At 47.4% G+C, this 19994-nt stretch carries 14 protein-coding genes; all 14 read left to right on the plus strand.

What is annotated here, in order from left to right:
* Positions 1 to 191: 191 nt before the first annotated feature.
* The 14 genes from ACFQ2O_RS02680 to ACFQ2O_RS02745 all read left to right on the plus strand — a co-directional run bounded on the left by ACFQ2O_RS02680 (position 192) and on the right by ACFQ2O_RS02745 (position 19929).
* Positions 192 to 419 carry a hypothetical protein gene (locus ACFQ2O_RS02680; RefSeq protein ID WP_377522709.1) on the plus strand — a complete coding sequence of 76 codons (228 nt, stop codon included), beginning with the start codon at positions 192 to 194 and terminating at the stop codon, positions 417 to 419.
* Positions 420 to 627: 208 nt separating this feature from the next.
* The gene (locus ACFQ2O_RS02685) at positions 628 to 2322 is read left to right on the plus strand and encodes a glycoside hydrolase family 43 protein (protein ID WP_377522710.1); all 1695 of its coding nucleotides are present in this window, start codon (positions 628 to 630) and stop codon (positions 2320 to 2322) included.
* A gap of 54 nt (positions 2323 to 2376) precedes the next feature.
* Positions 2377 to 3519, plus strand: a complete 1143-nt coding sequence (locus ACFQ2O_RS02690) for an endo-1,4-beta-xylanase (protein ID WP_377522711.1) — start codon at positions 2377 to 2379, stop codon at positions 3517 to 3519.
* A 247-nt stretch (positions 3520 to 3766) separates the two neighbouring features.
* Positions 3767 to 5131 carry a family 43 glycosylhydrolase gene (locus ACFQ2O_RS02695; RefSeq protein WP_377522713.1) on the plus strand — a complete coding sequence of 455 codons (1365 nt, stop codon included), beginning with the start codon at positions 3767 to 3769 and terminating at the stop codon, positions 5129 to 5131.
* Positions 5132 to 5259: 128 nt separating this feature from the next.
* The gene (locus tag ACFQ2O_RS02700) at positions 5260 to 6573 is read left to right on the plus strand and encodes a glycosyl hydrolase family 8 (protein WP_377522714.1); all 1314 of its coding nucleotides are present in this window, start codon (positions 5260 to 5262) and stop codon (positions 6571 to 6573) included.
* Positions 6574 to 6655: 82 nt separating this feature from the next.
* Positions 6656 to 8248 carry a glycoside hydrolase family 43 protein gene (locus ACFQ2O_RS02705; RefSeq protein ID WP_377522717.1) on the plus strand — a complete coding sequence of 531 codons (1593 nt, stop codon included), beginning with the start codon at positions 6656 to 6658 and terminating at the stop codon, positions 8246 to 8248.
* Positions 8249 to 8574: 326 nt separating this feature from the next.
* Positions 8575 to 10116: an alpha-N-arabinofuranosidase gene (locus ACFQ2O_RS02710; RefSeq protein ID WP_377522718.1), complete on the plus strand. Its 1542-nt coding sequence runs from the start codon at positions 8575 to 8577 to the stop codon at positions 10114 to 10116.
* A 193-nt stretch (positions 10117 to 10309) separates the two neighbouring features.
* Complete coding sequence (locus ACFQ2O_RS02715; protein WP_377522719.1) at positions 10310 to 11512, plus strand: aldose epimerase family protein; 1203 nt, start codon at positions 10310 to 10312, stop codon at positions 11510 to 11512.
* Positions 11513 to 11905: 393 nt separating this feature from the next.
* On the plus strand, positions 11906 to 13900 hold the full coding sequence (locus ACFQ2O_RS02720; protein ID WP_377522720.1) for a glycoside hydrolase family 97 protein: 1995 nt from the start codon (positions 11906 to 11908) through the stop codon (positions 13898 to 13900).
* A gap of 95 nt (positions 13901 to 13995) precedes the next feature.
* Positions 13996 to 14688, plus strand: a complete 693-nt coding sequence (locus ACFQ2O_RS02725; RefSeq protein ID WP_377522724.1) for a 3'-5' exonuclease — start codon at positions 13996 to 13998, stop codon at positions 14686 to 14688.
* Positions 14685 to 16595 carry a DUF294 nucleotidyltransferase-like domain-containing protein gene (locus ACFQ2O_RS02730; protein WP_377522726.1) on the plus strand — a complete coding sequence of 637 codons (1911 nt, stop codon included), beginning with the start codon at positions 14685 to 14687 and terminating at the stop codon, positions 16593 to 16595. Before ACFQ2O_RS02725 ends, ACFQ2O_RS02730 begins: the two co-directional genes overlap by 4 nt.
* A gap of 124 nt (positions 16596 to 16719) precedes the next feature.
* Positions 16720 to 17430: an NUDIX hydrolase gene (locus ACFQ2O_RS02735; RefSeq protein ID WP_377522728.1), complete on the plus strand. Its 711-nt coding sequence runs from the start codon at positions 16720 to 16722 to the stop codon at positions 17428 to 17430.
* Positions 17431 to 17503: 73 nt separating this feature from the next.
* Complete coding sequence (locus ACFQ2O_RS02740) at positions 17504 to 19222, plus strand: ribulokinase (RefSeq protein WP_377522729.1); 1719 nt, start codon at positions 17504 to 17506, stop codon at positions 19220 to 19222.
* Positions 19223 to 19230: 8 nt separating this feature from the next.
* Positions 19231 to 19929 carry an L-ribulose-5-phosphate 4-epimerase gene (locus ACFQ2O_RS02745; protein WP_377522731.1) on the plus strand — a complete coding sequence of 233 codons (699 nt, stop codon included), beginning with the start codon at positions 19231 to 19233 and terminating at the stop codon, positions 19927 to 19929.
* Positions 19930 to 19994 lie beyond the last annotated feature (65 nt).

A 19994-nucleotide genomic window follows, 5' to 3' on the forward strand; every position in this document is an offset into this window, starting at 1 on the left:
TTGTAATATTAACACTTAAATAAGAAAGGGGATTGTTGCATCAAAATCAGGTATTTGCCTTTGGGACTGACGCCAAGGGTAGGACTATTGAACTATCTCTGGGCAGTGTTTCAGGGCAGGTGATTTACTCTATATAACAAGAGAGAGTTGAAACAGCCCTTACCTTTTGCCTCCTCTGATTTACAGAAAAATTGCCATCGCTATTTGCCTTTGAAGCGCTGCAAATCATAAATATACATGAAGTAGATACTATACCAGACTGGAAGTATCAGGGCTGTTGGAATGATGCTGTAACAAACCACATCAGGAAAAAGCAGTCGGTACACAAAAAGCCTGCAACTGGAAAAAATACGCTGAAAGTCTGGATGACTAATCTATGGCTTGTTTTTAAAAGTTTGTTACAGATACTAGAGGGCTAATACTAAGTAATAGGGAGTCTTCAGAAAGCGAGGTTCTTTCAGCAAGAAGGCTAAGAAGTAGTTAATAAAGGGCATTCGGCATTGCAGAGACGTGCGAAATAACATTAAACCTTATCTCAAAAATCAACAGTTAAAATTTGACATGAATAGAATGAAATTTGGATTTGCCCTATTAAGAAACAGCCGAGTTGTTCTACTGTGCGCTTTGATGACGTTACTTTCGTTTATGGGAACAGAGGGAAAAAGCCAGTCAAAAGTGAAGATGGCAAAGAATGCTCCCGTATTTTCCAATTTTATATATGAAGGGAAAGACCAGGTATACATAAACAATCCTTTAAAGGAAGGTGAGTTTTACAACCCCATTTTGCAGGGCGCTTATCCCGACCCGGCTATTACCCGCAAAGGCGATGATTATTATATGGTGCACTCCTCGTTTGCCATGTTTCCTGGGGTTCCTATTTTTCATTCTAAGGATTTAGTAAACTGGACGCAGATTGGCCATGTGTTGGATCGTGTTTCGCAGTTAGACGTGCACGATACAAGAATAAGTGCTGGCGTTTATGCACCCGATATCGAATACAACCCGAATAACGATACGTTCTACATGATCACGACAGCATTTGCTGGAGGATTAGGGAATATCGTTGTAAAAACGAAAGATCCCTTACAAGGATGGAGTGATCCTGTTAAGCTAAAGTTCGATGGAATAGATCCTTCTCTTTTCTTTGATGACAACGGGAAAGCTTATGTGGTGCACAACGACGCACCTGATAAAGGAACAGAGCTTTATGAAGGGCACCGCGTGATCAAGGTATGGGAGTATGATCTTGAAAAAGACCAAGTAATCGCCGGAACTGATAAGATCATCGTGAATGGTGGGGTAGATCTTGAGAAAAAACCTATCTGGATCGAGGCTCCCCATATTTACAAAAAGAACGGACGTTATTATTTAATGTGTGCCGAAGGCGGTACAGGCGGTAACCATAGTGAAGTTGTCTTTGTAAGTGACAACGCTAAAGGGCCCTATACACCTGCTCCAAACAATCCCATACTATCTCAAAGACACTTAAACCCAAACAGGGAGAACAAGGTAGATTGGGCTGGGCATGCTGATTTAGTGGAAGGGCCTGATGGCAAACACTATGGCGTGTTCCTGGCTATTCGTCCGAACGAAAAAGGCAGAGTCAATATTGGGCGTGAGACATTTATTCTGCCTGTTGATTGGTCTGGAGAATTCCCAGTTTTTGTAAACGGGCTTGTACCCATGGAGCCAAAGCTGAAAACACCTGAAGGGGTAGCAAACAAAACCGGTAAAGAAGGATACTTCCCGAATGGTAATTTTACTTTCACCGACCGCTTTACTTCAGATAAACTGGATCACAGATGGATTGGTTTAAGAGGCCCCCGCGAAGCTTTTGTTGCATCAACAAAAAAAGGACTTAAGATTAATCCGTTTCCGGTGAATATAAAAGAATTAAAACCTACTTCAACGCTCTTTCACCGGCAACAGCACAACAACTTTTCTTATACAACTACTCTGGAGTATAAGCCTGCCTCAGAGAAAGATTTGGCGGGTATTGTGGCGCTGCAGAGTGAAGCATTCAACTATGTTTTTGGTGTTACCAGAAAAGGGAAGGACTTCTATATTGTATTGCAAAGAACAGAAAAGGGGCAATCTGAAATTATTGCCAGCAGCAAAATAGACTTTAAGAAGCCTATACGACTACAAGTTGAGGCAGACGGAGACAACTACAAATTTAATTACGCAACCAATGGGACCGACTTTGTGAATTTAGGAGGTACCGTTTCAGGCGATATTCTCTCAACCAATGTGGCGGGAGGTTTTACAGGCACATTGCTTGGCTTGTACGCCACTTCTGCCAACGATGCGCACCCACAGTAAAAGGTTCTAGTTATTTCATTTTTATCTGCACCGTTGTGTAATAAGTTTCAGAATATGAAAAAAAAAGGATTTTTAGTCGGTTCGATACTAGCTATACTTTGTGCGTTTGTTTTTGGCGGTGCCTTTACGTTAAAGAAAAAAGAAACGGCTGAGTTAAAACTCAAAAATGCTTTTGAAAAAAAGTTTTACATAGGCACGGCCTTGAATGCGGAGCAGATAATGGGAAATGACGCTGAAGCTATCAAAGTAGTCAAAGCGCATTTTAACGCCGTCGTGGCTGAGAACTGCATGAAAAGTGGCATGATCCAACCCAGAGAGGGCGAGTTTCGTTTTGCCCTGCCAGATCGTTTTGTGGAGTTCGGCGAAAAGAATGGTATGCATATCAATGGGCACACGCTGATTTGGCATTCGCAGGCCCCGCAGTGGTTTTTTACAGATAACAAAGGCCATGATGTGTCTCGTGAAGTATTGATCCAGCGCATGAAGAACCATATTGCGGCTGTGGTAGGCAGGTACAAAGGGCGTGTGCATACTTGGGATGTCGTAAATGAGGCAATACTGGATGATGGGTCTTGGCGGAAAAGTAAGTTTTACGAAATCATCGGAGAAGATTTTATCAAACTGGCCTTTCAGTTTGCCCAAGAGGCTGATCCGGAGGCTGAACTATACTACAACGACTACTCCATGGCCAACCCTGGGAAAAGAGCAGGTGTGGTGGCGATGGTTGAAAAGCTTCAGAAGCAGGGTGTGCGGATAGATGGAATTGGCATGCAAGGGCATATAGGTTTGAACCACCCTAGTATCGAAGAGTTTGAGAAAAGTATAGTGGCTTTTTCAGACTTAGGAGTTAAGGTCATGATCACTGAACTTGATCTTACTGTACTGCCATCTCCAGGGCAGAATGTCGGAGCCGATGTGTCTGCCAATTTTGAGTATCAGCAAAAGATGAATCCCTATGCCAATGGGTTGCCTGACTCCGTGAGCAAAGCCTTTAACGAACGCTATTTACAGTTCTTTAAGCTCTTTCTAAAGCATCAGGATAAGATTACAAGAGTAACTCTTTGGGGAGTAAATGATGGAAGCTCCTGGCGCAACGGTTGGCCGGTTCGGGGCAGGACAGACTATCCTCTGCTTTTTGACCGAAAAAACAAACCGAAGCCTGTAGTTAAATCAATCATTCAGCTGGCTCAACAGTAATAACAGATGGGCAGAAAAGTGTGGCAAGTCTGTACTTTTCTGCCCATCTGTTATTTCAATTTAAACTAACTATACACCACATTCTGTGAGAAGCGTGGTAGAAACAGAGGGTGCCTAGCTCCGGATGTTAAGCTTGTAAGACTTGCTTGAGAAGGGGAGGCTATATCAACAAGATTCTTTCAGGATGACGCATAGGTTCACCTACGATTGCCTAGTACTCCTTAAAATCAACATAACATGATGCCCTATGAAAAACTATAACCGTTTGCTGCTCTTGGTGGTGATTCCGCTGTTCCTCACACTGGGTAATGCGCTGGCACAGAACCCAATTATCCAGAATCAATTTACAGCTGATCCGACGGCAAGGGTTTTCAAGGATAGGGTTTATGTGTATCCTTCGCACGATATCCTGCCTAACCAGGGGAAGGGGAAGCCTGACTGGTTTGTTATGGAAGATTACCACGTGTTCTCTTCTGCTGATCTAAAGGAGTGGACGGATCATGGGGAGATCGTGAATCAGAAAAGTGTGCCTTGGGCTGATCCGGAAGGTTACAGTATGTGGGCCCCTGACTGTGTGGAAAGAAATGGGAAATATTATTTTTACTTCCCAACGAAAGCGCAGGACACAACCTATAACGGGCAAGGATTTTCTATAGGCGTAGCGGTGGCCGACCAGCCCGAAGGTCCTTTCAAACCTCAAGCCAAACCCATTGCCAACGTAAAAGGGATCGACCCAAATGTGCTAATTGATAAGGACGGGCAAGCTTACCTTTATTGGTCGCAAGGCCATATCTACGGAGCCAAGTTAAAAGACAACATGCTGGAACTAGCCTCAGAGCCAAAGGTATTAAAGGATTTGCCAGACAAAGGGCTAAAAGAAGGGCCATTCGTTTTTGAGCGAAATGGAATCTACTACATGACTTACCCTCATGTCGAGAATAAGACCGAAAGGCTGGAATATGCCGTGGGAAATAATCCACTGGGGCCATTCACGTTCAACGGTGTCATTATGGATGAGTCACCCACCGGTTGCTGGACCAATCACCAGTCTATCCTGTCTTTCAAAAACCAGTGGTATTTATTTTATCACCACAATGACCTGTCCCCGAATTTCGACAAAAACAGATCAGTACGAATAGACAGCCTATTCTTTGAGCAGGATGGCGCAATCAGAAAAGTAACACCCACACTTAGAGGAGTAGGGGTAACGCAGGCTTCAGATAAAATCCAATTAGATAGGTATAGCCAGATTAGTGAACACGTGGGAGCATCAATAGCTTTTCTAGATACCCGCGACACATTTAAAGGCTGGAAAGTAGTACTGGATAAGCCCAACGCCTGGGTAAGATTTAATGCAGTTGATTTTGGTAAGGGAAAAGCTAAGTCTGTAACGTTTCGGGCTGTAGCGCCAGAAGGGGGTACAGCCCAATTGCGGCTAGGAGGCAAAGACGGGCCTATACTTTCTACTGTTGAAATAAGCAAAGGCAAAGAGTGGAGTACCTATACAGCGCCAGTTGTTAAAGCTCCAGAAGGACTCCAAGATTTGGTGCTGGTATTACAGGGAGGCCAGAAGGTAGAGGTTGATTGGGTGGAGTTTAAAGAGCAGAAGTAGAATTAAGTCGTATTGATGTTGGGCCTTGTGCTATTAAAAACCGCTCAATAGGTGATGACACAGAATTTGATGAGTGTCTGCAAAATGATAGTTTATCTCACACTATAAATGATAGGAGGCTAGTTCAGGTGAATAAAAATATTAATTCAAGCGTTTCGCTCTTTGTGTTGATCGGGATGTTCCTGATTACGGGATGTGCTTCTGTTAAACCTTGTGAAAATGATGTAAAGGATACACGCGCTAAAATGAAGCCATGGGAAGCTGGAGCTTGGGAAACGGGTAAGTACCGAAATGTATTTCTGGAGGCGGGTTATTCACAAGCCGACATCGATGCAAAGCTGGCAAAAGCATATTATGATACTTTCGAAGGACCAGACAGAGTATATTTTGAAGTAGGCGATTCGATGGCCTATGTATCAGACTTAAAGAATAAGGATGCACGCACCGAAGGACTTTCTTACGGGCTGATGGTGGCCGTTCAGCTTGATAAAAAAGAAGTATTTGATAGGCTTTGGCGTTGGACCAAAGCATACATGCAACACCAGGGAGGGCCACGTGACGCCTATTTTGCATGGAGTGTAGATCCTAAAACAGGAAAACCTAATTCAGAAGGATCGGCCTCGGACGGTGAGCTGTATTTTGTGACGGACCTGCTGTTTGCATCAAACCGATGGGGCAATGATACGGGTATAGACTATTACGCTGAAGCAAGAAGAATACTAAACGCGATGTGGGCTAAAGACGGCACTATGGGAGTTAAGAACGTGATCAATGTAGAACACAAGCAGATTAACTTTGTGCCTGATGAAAGTGGCTATGACTGGACCGATCCATCCTACCATTTACCAGCTTTTTATGAAGTATGGGCCGAGTATGCGAAGGATGGCAGAGAAGCTTTTTACAGAGATCTGGCTGATACTGCAAGGGTATTTCTGCATCGGGCCACTCACCCCGAAACAGGGCTGACACCAGATTATTCTGAGTTTAGTGGTGCCCCACACAGCAGAGGGCAGATGGGAGAAGCTTTTAGATATGACTCCTGGAGGGTACCTATGAACATAGCCATGGATTATAGTTGGTATGCTAAGGATATTAAATGGCAACAGGAGTATGCCAAACGTTTTCAAAACTTTCTTTATTGCCAGGGAATAGATACTTACAATGATCAATATAACATCGATGGGTCACGTCCCGAATGGATTCTGCCTGCCGGAGGTTACCAGAAATTACGCCATTCGCTCGGTTTGGTATCTACTGCCGGTGCGGCTTCTATCATGGGAACCCAAACCAAAAGCTGGAAATTTGTTGACGAGGTCTGGAACGCTAAACTGGAACCTTACGAAGACGGATATTTCGACCCTTATTTCGATGGTTTGCTGTACTTGTTTAGCGTAATGCATCTGAGTGGGAATTATAGGATCATCACTCCTGATATGAAATAAACTCATGACTCACAATTAGTCTAGAAGTAAGGGGATAACAGTTTTCTGCAGTTGTTTTATTTTAGGAGAACAAATACTACTTATGATTAAAAAACTTTTTCAGCTCGGTTTTCTTACTCTTACTTGTCTTTTTATTGCCTCGCCCTCACACAGTCAAGGCGCACAAAACCCAATCATTCATGCGGATGTACCTGACATAGCCATTATCCGTGTTGGTGATACCTACTACATGAGCAGCACCACCATGCACATGAGCCCCGGATTGCCCATCATGAAATCCAGGGATCTTGTGAACTGGGAGCTCGTAAGCTATGCCTATGACACCTTAGGAGATGTGGATGCCTTGAACCTTGTAAATGGGAAGAATGACTACGGGAGAGGTTCCTGGGCCAGTAGCCTGCGTTTTCACAACGGCACCTACTATGCAAGCACTTTCTCCAAAACTACCGGCAAAACCTACATTTTTACGACAAAGGATATAGAAAACGGCCCCTGGAAAGAGTTATCCTTCGAGCCCTCCCTACATGATCATACGTTATTTTTCGATGATGACGGCAAAGTATATATGATTTGGGGCGCTGGTAAAATCCAGATGGTAGAGCTAAAGGAGGATCTCTCTGGAGTGAATCCAGGAACGGAAAGGGTGCTGATAGATAACGCAACGGCGCCTGTTGGTACCGATATCATACTTCCTGCCGAAGGGTCACAGCTCTTTAAGGTGAACGGGAAATATTACTTATTCAACATCGCCTGGCCCAAAGATGGTATGCGCACTGTTATCGTGCACCGCGCTGATAAGATAACAGGCCCCTATGAAAGCAAAGTAGCTTTACAAGACAAAGGGGTAGCGCAGGGTGGATTGATTGATACACCGGATGGCGACTGGTATGCTTATTTATTTAAAGATTATGGTGCGGTAGGCCGTATTCCATACCTTGTTCCGGTAAAGTGGGAGGCAGGTTGGCCTGTAATCGGTTTGGATGGGAAAGTGCCGGATGAGTTGAGTCTTCCTAAAAGCAGAGGACTGCTACCTGCTATTGTGGCATCCGATGAATTCACGCGCAAAAAAGGCGATTCCCCACTGCCCTTAGTGTGGCAGTGGAACCACAACCCCGTAGCTGAGCTTTGGTCGCTTGCCGAGCGGAAAGGCCATCTTAGGCTGAAAACCGGACGGGTTGACAAAGGCTTTCTGCAGGCTAGGAATACACTAACCCAGCGTACCATCGGCCCAGAAAGTGCTGGTGCAACAGCTATTGATGTGTCGAATATGAAGGAGGGAGACTTTGCCGGTCTTGCCCTTCTGCAGCAGAAGTATGGTTTAGTAGGGGTTAAATTTGAGAACGGGTTTAAATCCGTTGTCATGGTCAATGCTGAATCAGGTGATCCGGTTATAGCGGAGCGTGTGCCGCTCAAGCAGAAAAAAGTTTACCTGAAAGCAGAAGCAGACTTTAACGAACGCAGGGATGTGGCCACTTTCTACTATAGCCTGGATGGCAAAAAATGGAAGAAGATAGGTACACAGCTGAAGATGGTGTACACCCTCCCTCACTTTATGGGATATCGCTTTGGGCTATTTAACTACGCCACCAAAATGCCTGGCGGTTATGTAGATTTCGACTATTTCCAAATCAATGATGGCATCACAGACACCAGTAAAGCACAAGCAACCAAGTAAAGTTAAAGTTATTATGCTGGCGATGTTCCACAATCCTTCGTTAATACTTTGCCTTAGCCCTTTTTATGTTGCTTCTACTTGCTAAATATATTTTTAGCAGGCTCTAAACTGCTTTTCAACATAATAATCCATGTTCAGATTTGAATTTCGAAGTTAAAAGGTAAGGTAAGATAATGTAGTTGAGTAGCGCAAGGTAAGTAGTGTTATGAGAGATTAATTCTTTTTCTGGAACAGGTAGCTTATATTTATAAGCGTTAATGATACACTTATGTAGAACTGTAACTATACCCTACCTTTCTAATTTTCTATACAGTATAAAACCCAGTATGAAAAAACTATTAGCATCTTTAGTGCTGGCAGCCTGCACGCTCTCCGGCTACGCACAAAACACCGGCGACCTCAAAGTCCCAACTAAACCCGACAGAGTAATCAGCCGCCACATTTACGGGCACTTTGCCGAGCATTTAGGCCGCTCTATTTACGGCGGCTTTTATGTGGGGGAGGGTAACACCAAAATCCCCAACACGAATGGGGTACGCAATGATGTGGTGGAGGCACTGAAGCGGCTTAATATACCAAACCTGCGCTGGCCAGGCGGCTGCTTTGCCGACACGTACCACTGGATGCATGGTATCGGTGCAAAAGAAGAACGCCCTACCATTGTGAATGCCTGGTGGGGTGGCGTAACGGAAGATAATAGCTTCGGCACACATGACTTCCTGAACATGTGCGAGTTGCTGGGCACGAAGCCATACCTGGCCGGAAACGTTGGCAGCGGTTCGGTGCAGGAGCTTATGGACTGGGTGCAGTATGTAAACTTTGATGGTAAAAGCCCAATGTCTAACCTGCGCCGTAAGAATGGCAGGAGCGAGCCCTGGGAGGTCTTGTACTGGGGAGTGGGCAATGAGCCTTGGGGATGTGGAGGTAACATGACCCCCGAATATTATGCCGATTTATACAAGCAGCATGCAACGTATTTAGGGAAAGGATACTTGGACAAGGGCATTGTTCGGATTGCATCCGGACCTGCCTCCGATGACTATAACTGGACAGAGGTGCTAATGAAAAAGATACCGCTTAGCCTGATGGAAGGGTATGCGCTGCATCATTACGCTGTTACCGATTGGGAAAATAAAGGACCTTCTACTACGTTTTCAGAGCAACAGTACTTTGGCACCATGAAGAGGGCTTTGTTAATGGATGAACTGATCCAGAAGCACGGCGCCATCATGGACAAGTATGACCCGGAGAAAAAGGTGGCTTTAGTGGTTGATGAGTGGGGAGGCTGGTATGAAGTGGAGCCCGGCACAAATCCTGGATTCCTGTACCAGCAAAATACCATGCGCGATGCCATGATTGCTGGCACTACGTTAAATATTTTTAACAACCACAGCGATCGGGTGCGTATGGCAAACCTGGCGCAGACTGTGAACGTGCTACAGGCGGTTATACTTACAGATGAGGAGAAAATGATCCTGACACCTACCTACCACGTGATGGAGATGTATAAAGTGCACCAGGATGCAAACTGGCTGCCGTTAACGATCAAAAGCGAGGCCTATACAGTAGGGAATGAGAATTTACCAGCCGTATCTGGGTCAGCCTCCAAAGACAAAAACGGGCTGACGCACATCTCACTTACAAACATCGACCCCAACCAAGCGCAGGAAATAACCATCAACATAGACGGGACCAAGTATAAAAACCTGTCTGGACGTGTGCTGACATCTAAAAAGCTGCAGGATTACAACACGTTTGATAAGCCGAATACAATAAAGCCAGAGAACTTTAAAGGAGCGAAGCTGAAGGGCAACACCTTAACGGTGAAGCTGCCTCCATTTTCAGTTGTCATGCTGGAACTGAAGTAGTTTCTCGGCGATTTAATTTTATGCCACCAGTTGTTCAAGAACGCTTGATATAACTAAAAAACATGTAAAGCAATTTAGCTCAAGTATGGGAGCTAATTTCTATCTACCTTATGTATGGCAAAACTTCTAGAGCCTATAATAGGATGATTATAGTGAGTAACAAAGAAAAACTATACTTTATACGAACCCAAACATGAACAAGAAGCATTTCAGAAACCGTCTCCTTCTACTGACGTTGGCAAGCTGTGTAGGTGCGGGCAGCCTAGTTGGCTGCTCTGATCAACAGACGGCAGAGGAGAACACAGAAGTAACCGCTACAACAGACAAAAATCAAATGGAGATTAAACAGGAGCCTTTCGGCAAGACAAAGGAAGGAGAAGAAACTACCCTTTACACGCTCACCAATGAGCAAGGCATGCAGGTGCAGATAACCAATTATGGAGCCACCATCACTTCCGTGCTCACACCTGACAGAGAGGGGAAAATGGCCGACGTAGTGCTTGGCTTCGATAGTCTGGCAGGCTACCAGAGCCCGGAGTACATCAAGAGCGGCCCATACTTTGGCGCTATCGTAGGGCGCTACGGCAACAGAATCGCAAAAGGCAAATTCACGATTGACGGCCAGGAGTACAAGCTGGCTACTAATAATGGTGAGAACCACCTGCACGGCGGCGTAAAAGGATACGACAAGGTAGTTTGGGAGGCAGAGCCGGTATCAGGTGAGAATGCCATTCGCTTTAAGTACGTAAGCCCTGACGGCGAAGAAGGATACCCCGGTACCTTGACCAGTACCGTCACCTACACCCTCACAAATGACAACGAAATCAAAATAGACTACGAAGCCACCACCGACAAGGCTACGCCGGTAAACCTGACAAACCACAGCTACTTTAACCTGGCAGCAGGCGAGGAAAAGGACGCACTGGGACATGTGCTTACCTTGAATGCTGATAAGTATACAGTAGTAGATGAGGCGCTTATTCCGACAGGCGAGCAGCGCAACGTGAAAGGCACTGTAATGGACTTCACCACGCCCCAAGCCATCGGGGCACGTGTAAAGCAGGTAGAAGGTGGCGGCTACGACCATAACTATGTCCTTTCAGAATCAGGTGACGGTTTCAAGAAAGCAGCTACGGTGTATGAGCCAACCAGCGGACGCGTGATGGAGGTGCTTACCACTGAACCAGGAATACAGTTCTACTCTGGAAACTTCCTGGATGGCACCATTACCGGTGCAGGCGGCAGCAAGTATGAGAAGCACTATGGCTTTGCCCTGGAAACACAGCACTTCCCGGATTCACCGAACCAACCGGAATTCCCTTCTACAATCCTGGAGCCGGGAGACACCTATAAATCCACGACGGTTTATAAGTTCTCTACCAGAAATGAGCAGTAGAAGCGAGCTTGATTTATAGGTAGCACTGGCTAACACCAACAAGGTAGCAGTGCCATACTTTCGAAGCCTCCAAAGCGCAAGTTTTGGAGGCTTTCTGTTTTAATGACAGGAGGAGTCAGTTTATACTTGGCTGGCATCTTTGCAGGTAAACATTTCCTATTGCTAGCAAAGCAGTATTTTAAGCAATCTTTGAGGTGATACTCGGAATGTTTCCGAATTTAAGTATCTTGTAAGTGTTTAAATGACACTTACAATTGGGGCTATACTTGCTGCAACCCAGTTATCCTGCTGCTGCTTTAAGTGGCAAGTATAAAGCAGTTCAAATAAAGTGTATAATTCAGGTAAAAGATAAAGCCTATACTTCTAAAACATCATCAACTTAAGACCATAACTATGAAATTACCCTTTCACAATTCACACTTGAGAAGCCTGGCGATGTGGTGCCTCACCGTCTTGGCGCTGTTCATCCAGGGATGCTCTTCTACTAAAAACGGGACCGAAGACGGGAGTATAGGCGAAAGCGAGTTAGTTACCTCGAGCCCGGACAAAAGCTTAAGCGTGGAGTTTGGTTTAACAGACGGTGAAATAGCTTTCTATACGGTTAGTAAAAACGATACGCTGGTACTGGAGCAGTCTAGGTTGGGCATTATGCGGGAAGATGCAGACTTTTCACAGGGACTGAAACTGGCTTCTGTGTCGGAAGTGGAACCGGTGCAGGACAAGTATGAAATACTAACCGCCAAGAGAAGAGTAAATACCTACAATGCCAACAGGCGCACGTACCACTTGGCAAATGCCGCCGGAGAAAAAATGGACATTATTTTCCAGGTGTCGAACGATGGGGTGGCATTTCGCTACTATTTCCCCGGCAACTCGTCAGAAGTGAAGAAGATCAGCGACGAGTTGACTTCCTTTAACTTTAAAGCTGATGCAAAGGGGTGGCTGCAGCCCATGTCGGACGCCAAAACAGGCTGGTCCAGAACTAACCCTTCTTACGAGGAGCATTATAAGAAAGGCATCCCCGTAGGCACACCTTCGCCTTTCGAGGCAGGCTGGGTGTATCCAGCGCTTTTCCAGACAGGCAACCATTGGGTGCTGATCACGGAATCAGCTCCGGAAGGTACGTACAGCGGTACGCGTCTACACCAGGAGTCGCCAGCGGGAGAGTATACGATAGATTTTCCGCAGGAAACGGAGAAGATGCCGGGTGGCGTGCTGAACCCGGAGTCGGCGCTGCCGTGGTACACGCCGTGGCGCATTCTGGCGGTGGGAAGCCTCAAAACCTTCACCGAGTCTACACTCGGCACTGACCTTGCAACGCCAGCCGTAAGTATGGATCAGGACTTCATCAAACCGGGCCAGGCATCGTGGAGTTGGGTGCTGCTCAAAGATGATTCCACCACGTTTGAAGTGCAAAAGCGCTTTATCGACTATGCCGCCGACATGAACTGGGAGTATACGCTAATAGATGCTACCTGGGACACCATGATCGGCTACAACAAAATCAAGGAGCTGGCAGATTATGCTAAAACGAAAAATGTAGGCTTGCTGCTGTGGTATAACTCCAACGGCACCTGGAACGATGCACCCCAAACGCCTCGCCACCAAATGCTGATGCACGAAAGCAGAATGAAGGAGTTCAAACGAATTAGCGACATGGGCATCAAAGGTGTGAAAGTGGATTTCTTTGGTGGTGACGGGCAGTCAGTAATGCAATACTATTCTGACATACTGAAAGATGCGGCTGCGAACAACCTGCTGGTGAATTTCCATGGCAGTACGTTGCCACGTGGCCTGCAGCGCACGTATCCGAATCTGATGACGTCAGAGGCGATCAAAGGCTACGAGTTCATTACGTTTGATCAAGGCAATGCCGATGAAGCGCCGTCGCATGGAGCCATGCTGCCCTTTACCCGCAATGTGTTCGACCCGATGGATTTCACGCCGCTAAGCCTGCACATAATCCCGAATATCGAGCGAAGAACAACGGTAGGCCACGAACTGGCACTGTCGGTGCTGTTTATGTCGGGCATACAGCATTACGCCGAAACTGATCAGGGCATGAAGCACGTGCCCTCTTACGTGAAGGACTTTCTGCGGGAGGTGCCTGCGGTTTGGGATGACACCCGTTTTGTCGACGGTTTTCCGGGTAAATTGGCCGTTATCGCGCGTAAGGCCGGCGACCGCTGGTATGTGGCGGGTATCAACGGAGAAAATACCGCGAAAAGCATCAACATCGACCTTTCCTTTCTGGGAGACAAACAGGGGACACTGATAACAGATGACAGTGGAAAGGGAGCTTTCAGAAATGCGGCGGTTGACCTGGGGAACAGCAGAACACAAAAAATAGAGCTGAAGCCTAATGGCGGTTTTGTGATGGTGTTTTAATAGATGCCAACTCCAAAGCAGGAACAGCCAGGCGTGCAAGCGAGGCATAAAGCAGCGTTTATACTTTTCACTAATCAGCAGCGGGCGTGAAGGCCATGTGGGACTACATTATTTTTATAGACACAGAGACCACAGGCATTCCACGTGATTGGAAAGCGCCCTATAGTGATGTCCATAGCTGGCCCTACTCGGTGCAGGTGGCCTGGCTGCTGTACACCAAAGAAGGCAAAGAGCTAAAGTCAGAAGACCACTATATCTATGAGCCGGAAATAGAAATTTCAGAGGATTCTTACCGCATACATGGTATTACAAAGGAGTTCTTGCAGGAAAATGGCAAAGACAGAAAAACTGTGCTTTCGCTGCTGGCCCACGACCTGGAGAAGTATAAGCCGCTGGTGGTAGGCCACTTTATGCAGCTGGATTATCACATACTGGGAGTGGGCTTTCACCGGGCTAACCTGCCAAACCCACTGCCGCAGCTTACCACATTTTGCACTATGGATGTGACCGCAGGATTTCTGCTGCCGCCCCGCAAGAATTTCCTGCGCCTGGGCGAGTTGTACCAGCACTTGTTTCAGCAGCCGCTGGAGTTGCAGCACAATGCCTATTGGGATGCCAGAGCGACAGCCGCCTGCTTTTTCAGGTTGCAGGAGTTGGGGGATATTTCGGAAGAATCCATTTTAAAAACAGAAAGTCCAAAACTAGAAAAGGCTTTTATATCAACGCGCATCCTTGTATCCCTTTTCGTACTAGTTATACTTGTTTGTTTACTGATCTTTTGGTTATGAATGACAAAATCGAATTTCTGAAGACGGTTAGGCCCTTCGATGTGCTACCGGAGGAGGTGCTGGCTGGTGTGGTAGGCTTGCTGCAGGAGGTGCGGTATACTAAAGACACGGCCATCTATCACCAGGAAGTTACAAAGATGAAGGGGGTGGATATTATTGTGGAAGGAGAATACGAAGCATTTTTCTACGATAGCGAACAGAACAAGCGCGTGATAGACCTACACGGCCGGGGTTACTGCTATGGCGGCCTGTCGGTGCTGCTGAACAGGAAAAGGTCGTTGCGGTCGGTGATTGCCAAAAAGGGCACGCTGGTATTCTTTCTGTCGCGGCAGGACTTTAAGCAGCTTTGCCAGGCGTATGAGGAGTTCTTTCATTTCTTCACAGCTGAATTTGGCACGCGCATGCTCAACGATGCCTATGCCCATTTTGTAAAACGCCCCACCGCTTTCGAAGAGAACTATATTGCCTCCGACCAGCTGTACTCCCGCAAAATAGAGTCGTTTGTGTACCGCGACCTGGTTACCTGCCCCAGCGACACACCACTTTATGAGGCTGCCCAACTGATGGCACGCAAGAAGATCAGCTGCCTTTTTGTGCAGGATAACCAGCAGCGCATCGTCGGCTACATTACTGATATCACCTTGCGCGATGTGGTGGCCAGGCAGGTAAGCGTGCAGGAGCCGGTGTCGCTGGTGATGGCCAACCCGCTTGTTTCCATCAGCACCCAGGCCTATGCCTATGAGGCCATTCTGCTCATGTTCCGCACCAAGAGCCAGTACCTGCTGATAGAAGGAGCGGAAGAAGGAAGCTACCTCGGCTTTATCAGTCGTAACAAACTACTGAGCGAGCAGGCGCAGTCGCCGTTCCTGTTTATTCAGTCGGTAAAGCTGACCCAGTCGGTGGAGGAGCTGAAGCGGAAGTGGGGTAAGGTGCCCGAGATCGTATACCAACTCCTGAACCGGGGTGTGAAGCCTGAAATCGTAAACCAGGTGATCACCACGGTATCGGATACCATTGCCCTAAAGGTGATTGAAGGTGTGATAGCGGAGGTGGGTACGCCGCCGGCAAAGTTCGTGTTCATGGTGCTGGGCAGCGAGGGGCGCAAAGAGCAAACACTCAACACAGACCAGGACAACGCCATCATTTACGAAGACAAGGCCAACGAGCAGCGGGAGCTGGTACGGGAGTATTTCCTGCATTTCGCCGAGTTGGTTTCTGAGCGGCTGGATGCCATCGGCTTCAGTTTCTGCAAAGGCGGCTTCATGGCGAAAAACTCCAAGTGGACGCACTCGCTCTCGCACTGGAAGCGCAACTACACCAGCTGGATGAAAGAGCCAGACCCGGAAACAGTGATGAAATTCGCCACCTTCTTTGACTGTCGCTACATCTATGGCGAAGCCGCGATCATGGATGAATTGCGTGACTTCCTGGACCAGCAACTGCAGGAGCCGCTCGACAGGTTTCTGTACCACATGGCCCGAAATGCCCTGCAGTACGAGCCGCCGTTAACCTTTTTCAAAAACATCAAAACCTTTACTGTGGGTGGGCACGAGGTGTTTAACATCAAGAAAACGATGACACCTCTTGTGGACCTCGTACGGGTGTATGCGCTGCAGAAAAGGATATTCAAAACAAACACCGGCGAGCGCCTGAAAGAGTTAAAGGCTGTTGGCGCGTTTACCGATACGGAGGTGCAGGAGCTGATGCATTCCTATTACTACCTGATGAGCCTGAGGCTTAAAAAGCAGGCAGTGCAGATTATTCAGGACAAGGCCGAGCCGGACAACTTTATTGACATTCGGAGCTTGACAAAGATTGAGCAGGTCACGCTGAAAGAGATTTTCAAGACCATCTCCAATTTTCAGACAACCATCAAATTGCAATTCACTAAAGAGTTGTTTGGGTAGCGAAACGTTAGTTTTCAGGAGTTGCTTGCATGTTTATACTTCATTCTATGTATAAAATGGTTGACTACTCCGATCTATCCTTTAGATTTGAGGAATAAAATAGTCAACAGTAAAAAATAGTAAGATGTTGAAATATTCAGGACAGACGCGGATGCTTGTGGCCGTGGACTGCATCATATTCGGTTTTGACGGAGATAGCTATAAGCTTCTACTCGTACAGCGCGGCATAGCGCCTGAAAAGCGGAAGTGGAGCCTGATGGGAGGTTTTGTGCAGCCAAACGAGAATCTAGATGAAGGTGCCATCAGGATATTGAAAGATCTTACCGGGCTCGACGATGTCTATATGGAGCAGCTGCACACGTTCGGAAACCCAAAGCGCGACCCTGTGGAGCGAACCATAGCGGTCGCTTACTTCGCTCTAATTAATATCCAGAAGTATGAAAAGAGCCTGAGCAAAGAGTATAACGCAGAGTGGTTTCCCCTGCAGGCAATGCCAGAACTCATTTTTGACCATGGCGATATGGTAGAGAAAGCCAAACACAGGCTTCGTTACAAAGCATCGCTACACCCGCTTCTGTTCGAACTGTTGCCTGAAAAATTTACGCTTCCGCAGGTACATGCACTCTACGAAGGCCTCTACGAGACGATTTTTGATAAGCGTAACTTTAACCGTAAACTCTTATCTACTAATCTGTTTATCAAGCAAAATGAGAAGGATAAGGAAAGCTCAAAGAAAGGCGCATACTTCTATCAGCTAGATCGCAGTAAATACTCAAGCAACCTTCAGGCCTTTCTGAAGTTTATTCCAAACCCTGAAGAGTACCTTCTTTCCTGATACTTTCAGGCAATATTCTTTTTTACTTTCGAAATAAGTGTTAATTTGACACAAAATAAAAAAGAAGTTGCTTGTGAAAGATATAGCTTATGTGATAGGGGTAGATTACGGAACTGACTCTGTTCGTTCTGTACTGGTAAATGCCCATAACGGAGAGGAGATCTCCTCCTCTGTTTATTATTACCCACGGTGGCAAAAAGGACTGCATTGCATTCCAAGTGAAAACCAGTTCAGGCAACACCCGCTGGATTATGTGGAAGGGCTGGAAAACACCATTAAGGAATGTATCAGCAAGGCAGGTGCTGACGTGGCTCCCCATGTAAAAGGCATCTCCATCGATACGACGGGTTCTACGCCCATTGCCGTTGACAGAACCGGAACACCGCTGGGCCTGTTACCCGAGTTCAGCGAGAACCCCAACGCCATGTTCGTGCTGTGGAAAGACCACACGGCTGTAGGCGAAGCAGCAGAAATAAATGAACACGCCACCAAGTTCGATACCAATTACCTCCAGTATGTAGGCGGCATTTACTCTTCAGAATGGTTCTGGGCAAAGTTGCTGCACGTGCTTCGGGTAGATGAGCAGGTGCGCAATGCCTGCTTCTCCTGGGTAGAGCACTGCGATTGGATTCCGTTTTTGCTAACCGGCGGGAATGATGTGATGCAACTGAAGCGCAGCGTATGCGCAGCCGGACATAAATCGCTTTGGGCCGCCGAGTTTGGAGGCCTTCCTCCCAATAACTTCTTTTCTTCCCTTGATCCGCTGTTGGATGGTTTTACCGATCGCCTTTTCAAAGACGCGTATCCGTCAGATCAGGCAGCTGGCAACCTAAGCCAGGAGTGGGCTGACCGATTGGGGCTAAGCACAGATGTGTTGGTAGGTGTAGGAGCCTTTGACGCACACATGGGTGCCGTTGGCGGGCAGATAGAGCCATACCACCTGAGCAAAGTAATGGGCACTTCTACGTGCGACATGCTGGTTGCGCCTATTGCCGAAGTAGAGGATAAACTGGTAAACGGCATATGTGGCCAGGTGCCCGGTTCTGTTATACCTGCCATGATGGGCCTGGAAGCAGGGCAATCTGCTTTTGGCGATACCTATGCCTGGTTTAAAAGGCTATTGATCTGGCCGCTGGAGCAGTTGCTCTCGCAGTCGCAGGTTATTTCTGCCGAAACGGCTGCGGCGCTTATGCAGGAGGTCTCGGACAAAATCATACCAGAACTTACCAAACAGGCGGAGCAACTGCCGCTGTCAGAAAACGATGCCTTTGCCATAGACTGGTTTAACGGCCGCCGCACACCAGATGCGAACCAACTTCTGAAGGGTGCCATACTTGGGCTGGGCCTCGGCAGTGATGCACCACGCGTGTTTAGAGCGCTGGTAGAGGCTACCTGCTTTGGGGCAAAAAGTATTGTAGACCGCTTCGAAGCGCAGGGCGTTCCGGTAAAAGGACTCATCGGCTTGGGCGGCGTTGCCCGGAAATCACCTTTCATCATGCAAATGATGGCGGACGTGATGAACATGCCCATCCGCATCCACAAGTCAGAGCAGACCTGCGCGATTGGCGCGGCGATGTTTGCCGCCACCGTGGCCGGTGTGTACGATAAAGTAGAGGACGCCATGGAGGCCATGGGACAGGGTTTTGATGCCGAGTATTTCCCAGACAGCACGCGCGCTGCCCTGTATGCCAGCCGCTATAAGCAGTACAAAGCGCATGGCAAGGCAATTGAAAACCTGGTGCCGACTGCTAAACTACAGGTAACGGACAAGCAGGAAGAAGTAGTAAGATAAGCGACAGCATGAGCAAGTATCAGGATATAAGACAAAGTGCCTACGAGGCTAACATGGAGCTGCCCAAACTGGGGCTCGTACTTTTTACCTTCGGAAACGTGAGTGCCGCCGACCGTGACCTTGGCGTTTTTGCCATCAAACCAAGCGGAGTGCCTTATGTGGACCTTTCGCCGGAGAACATGGTGATTGTTGATTTTGACGGCAATACCGTGGAAGGCGACCTGCGGCCATCTTCCGATACCAAAACCCACGCCGTGCTGTACAAGCACTGGGAGAAAATCGGTGGCATTGTACACACTCACTCGACCTACGCCACCTCCTGGGCGCAGGCGCAGCGCGATATTCCTATTTACGGCACCACCCACGCCGATCATAACACCGTGGATATTCCGTGTGCTCCACCCATGAGCGATGAGATGATTCAGGGGAATTATGAGTACCAGACAGGCTTTCAGATCATGGATTACCTGAAGGGGAAAAATATGAGCTACGAGGAGGTGGAGATGGTGCTGGTGGGAAATCATGCGCCCTTTACATGGGGCAAAACAGCAGCCAAGGCTGTTTATAACAGCGCCGTGCTGGAGGAAGTGGCTCGCATGGCCTTCTTAACAGAACAGATCAGGCCGGATGCACCACGCCTGCAGGACTCGCTCATCAGGAAGCATTACGAGCGCAAGCACGGCCCCGACTCCTACTATGGACAATAAGGCCTGTTTCGTCTGCTGGTAAGATAAATGTTGGTTGTGGGGGGATAGTAGACGCAGTTAAGTGC

It is taken from the genome of Pontibacter rugosus (assembly GCF_042678745.1).
Lineage (GTDB): Bacteria > Bacteroidota > Bacteroidia > Cytophagales > Hymenobacteraceae > Pontibacter > Pontibacter rugosus.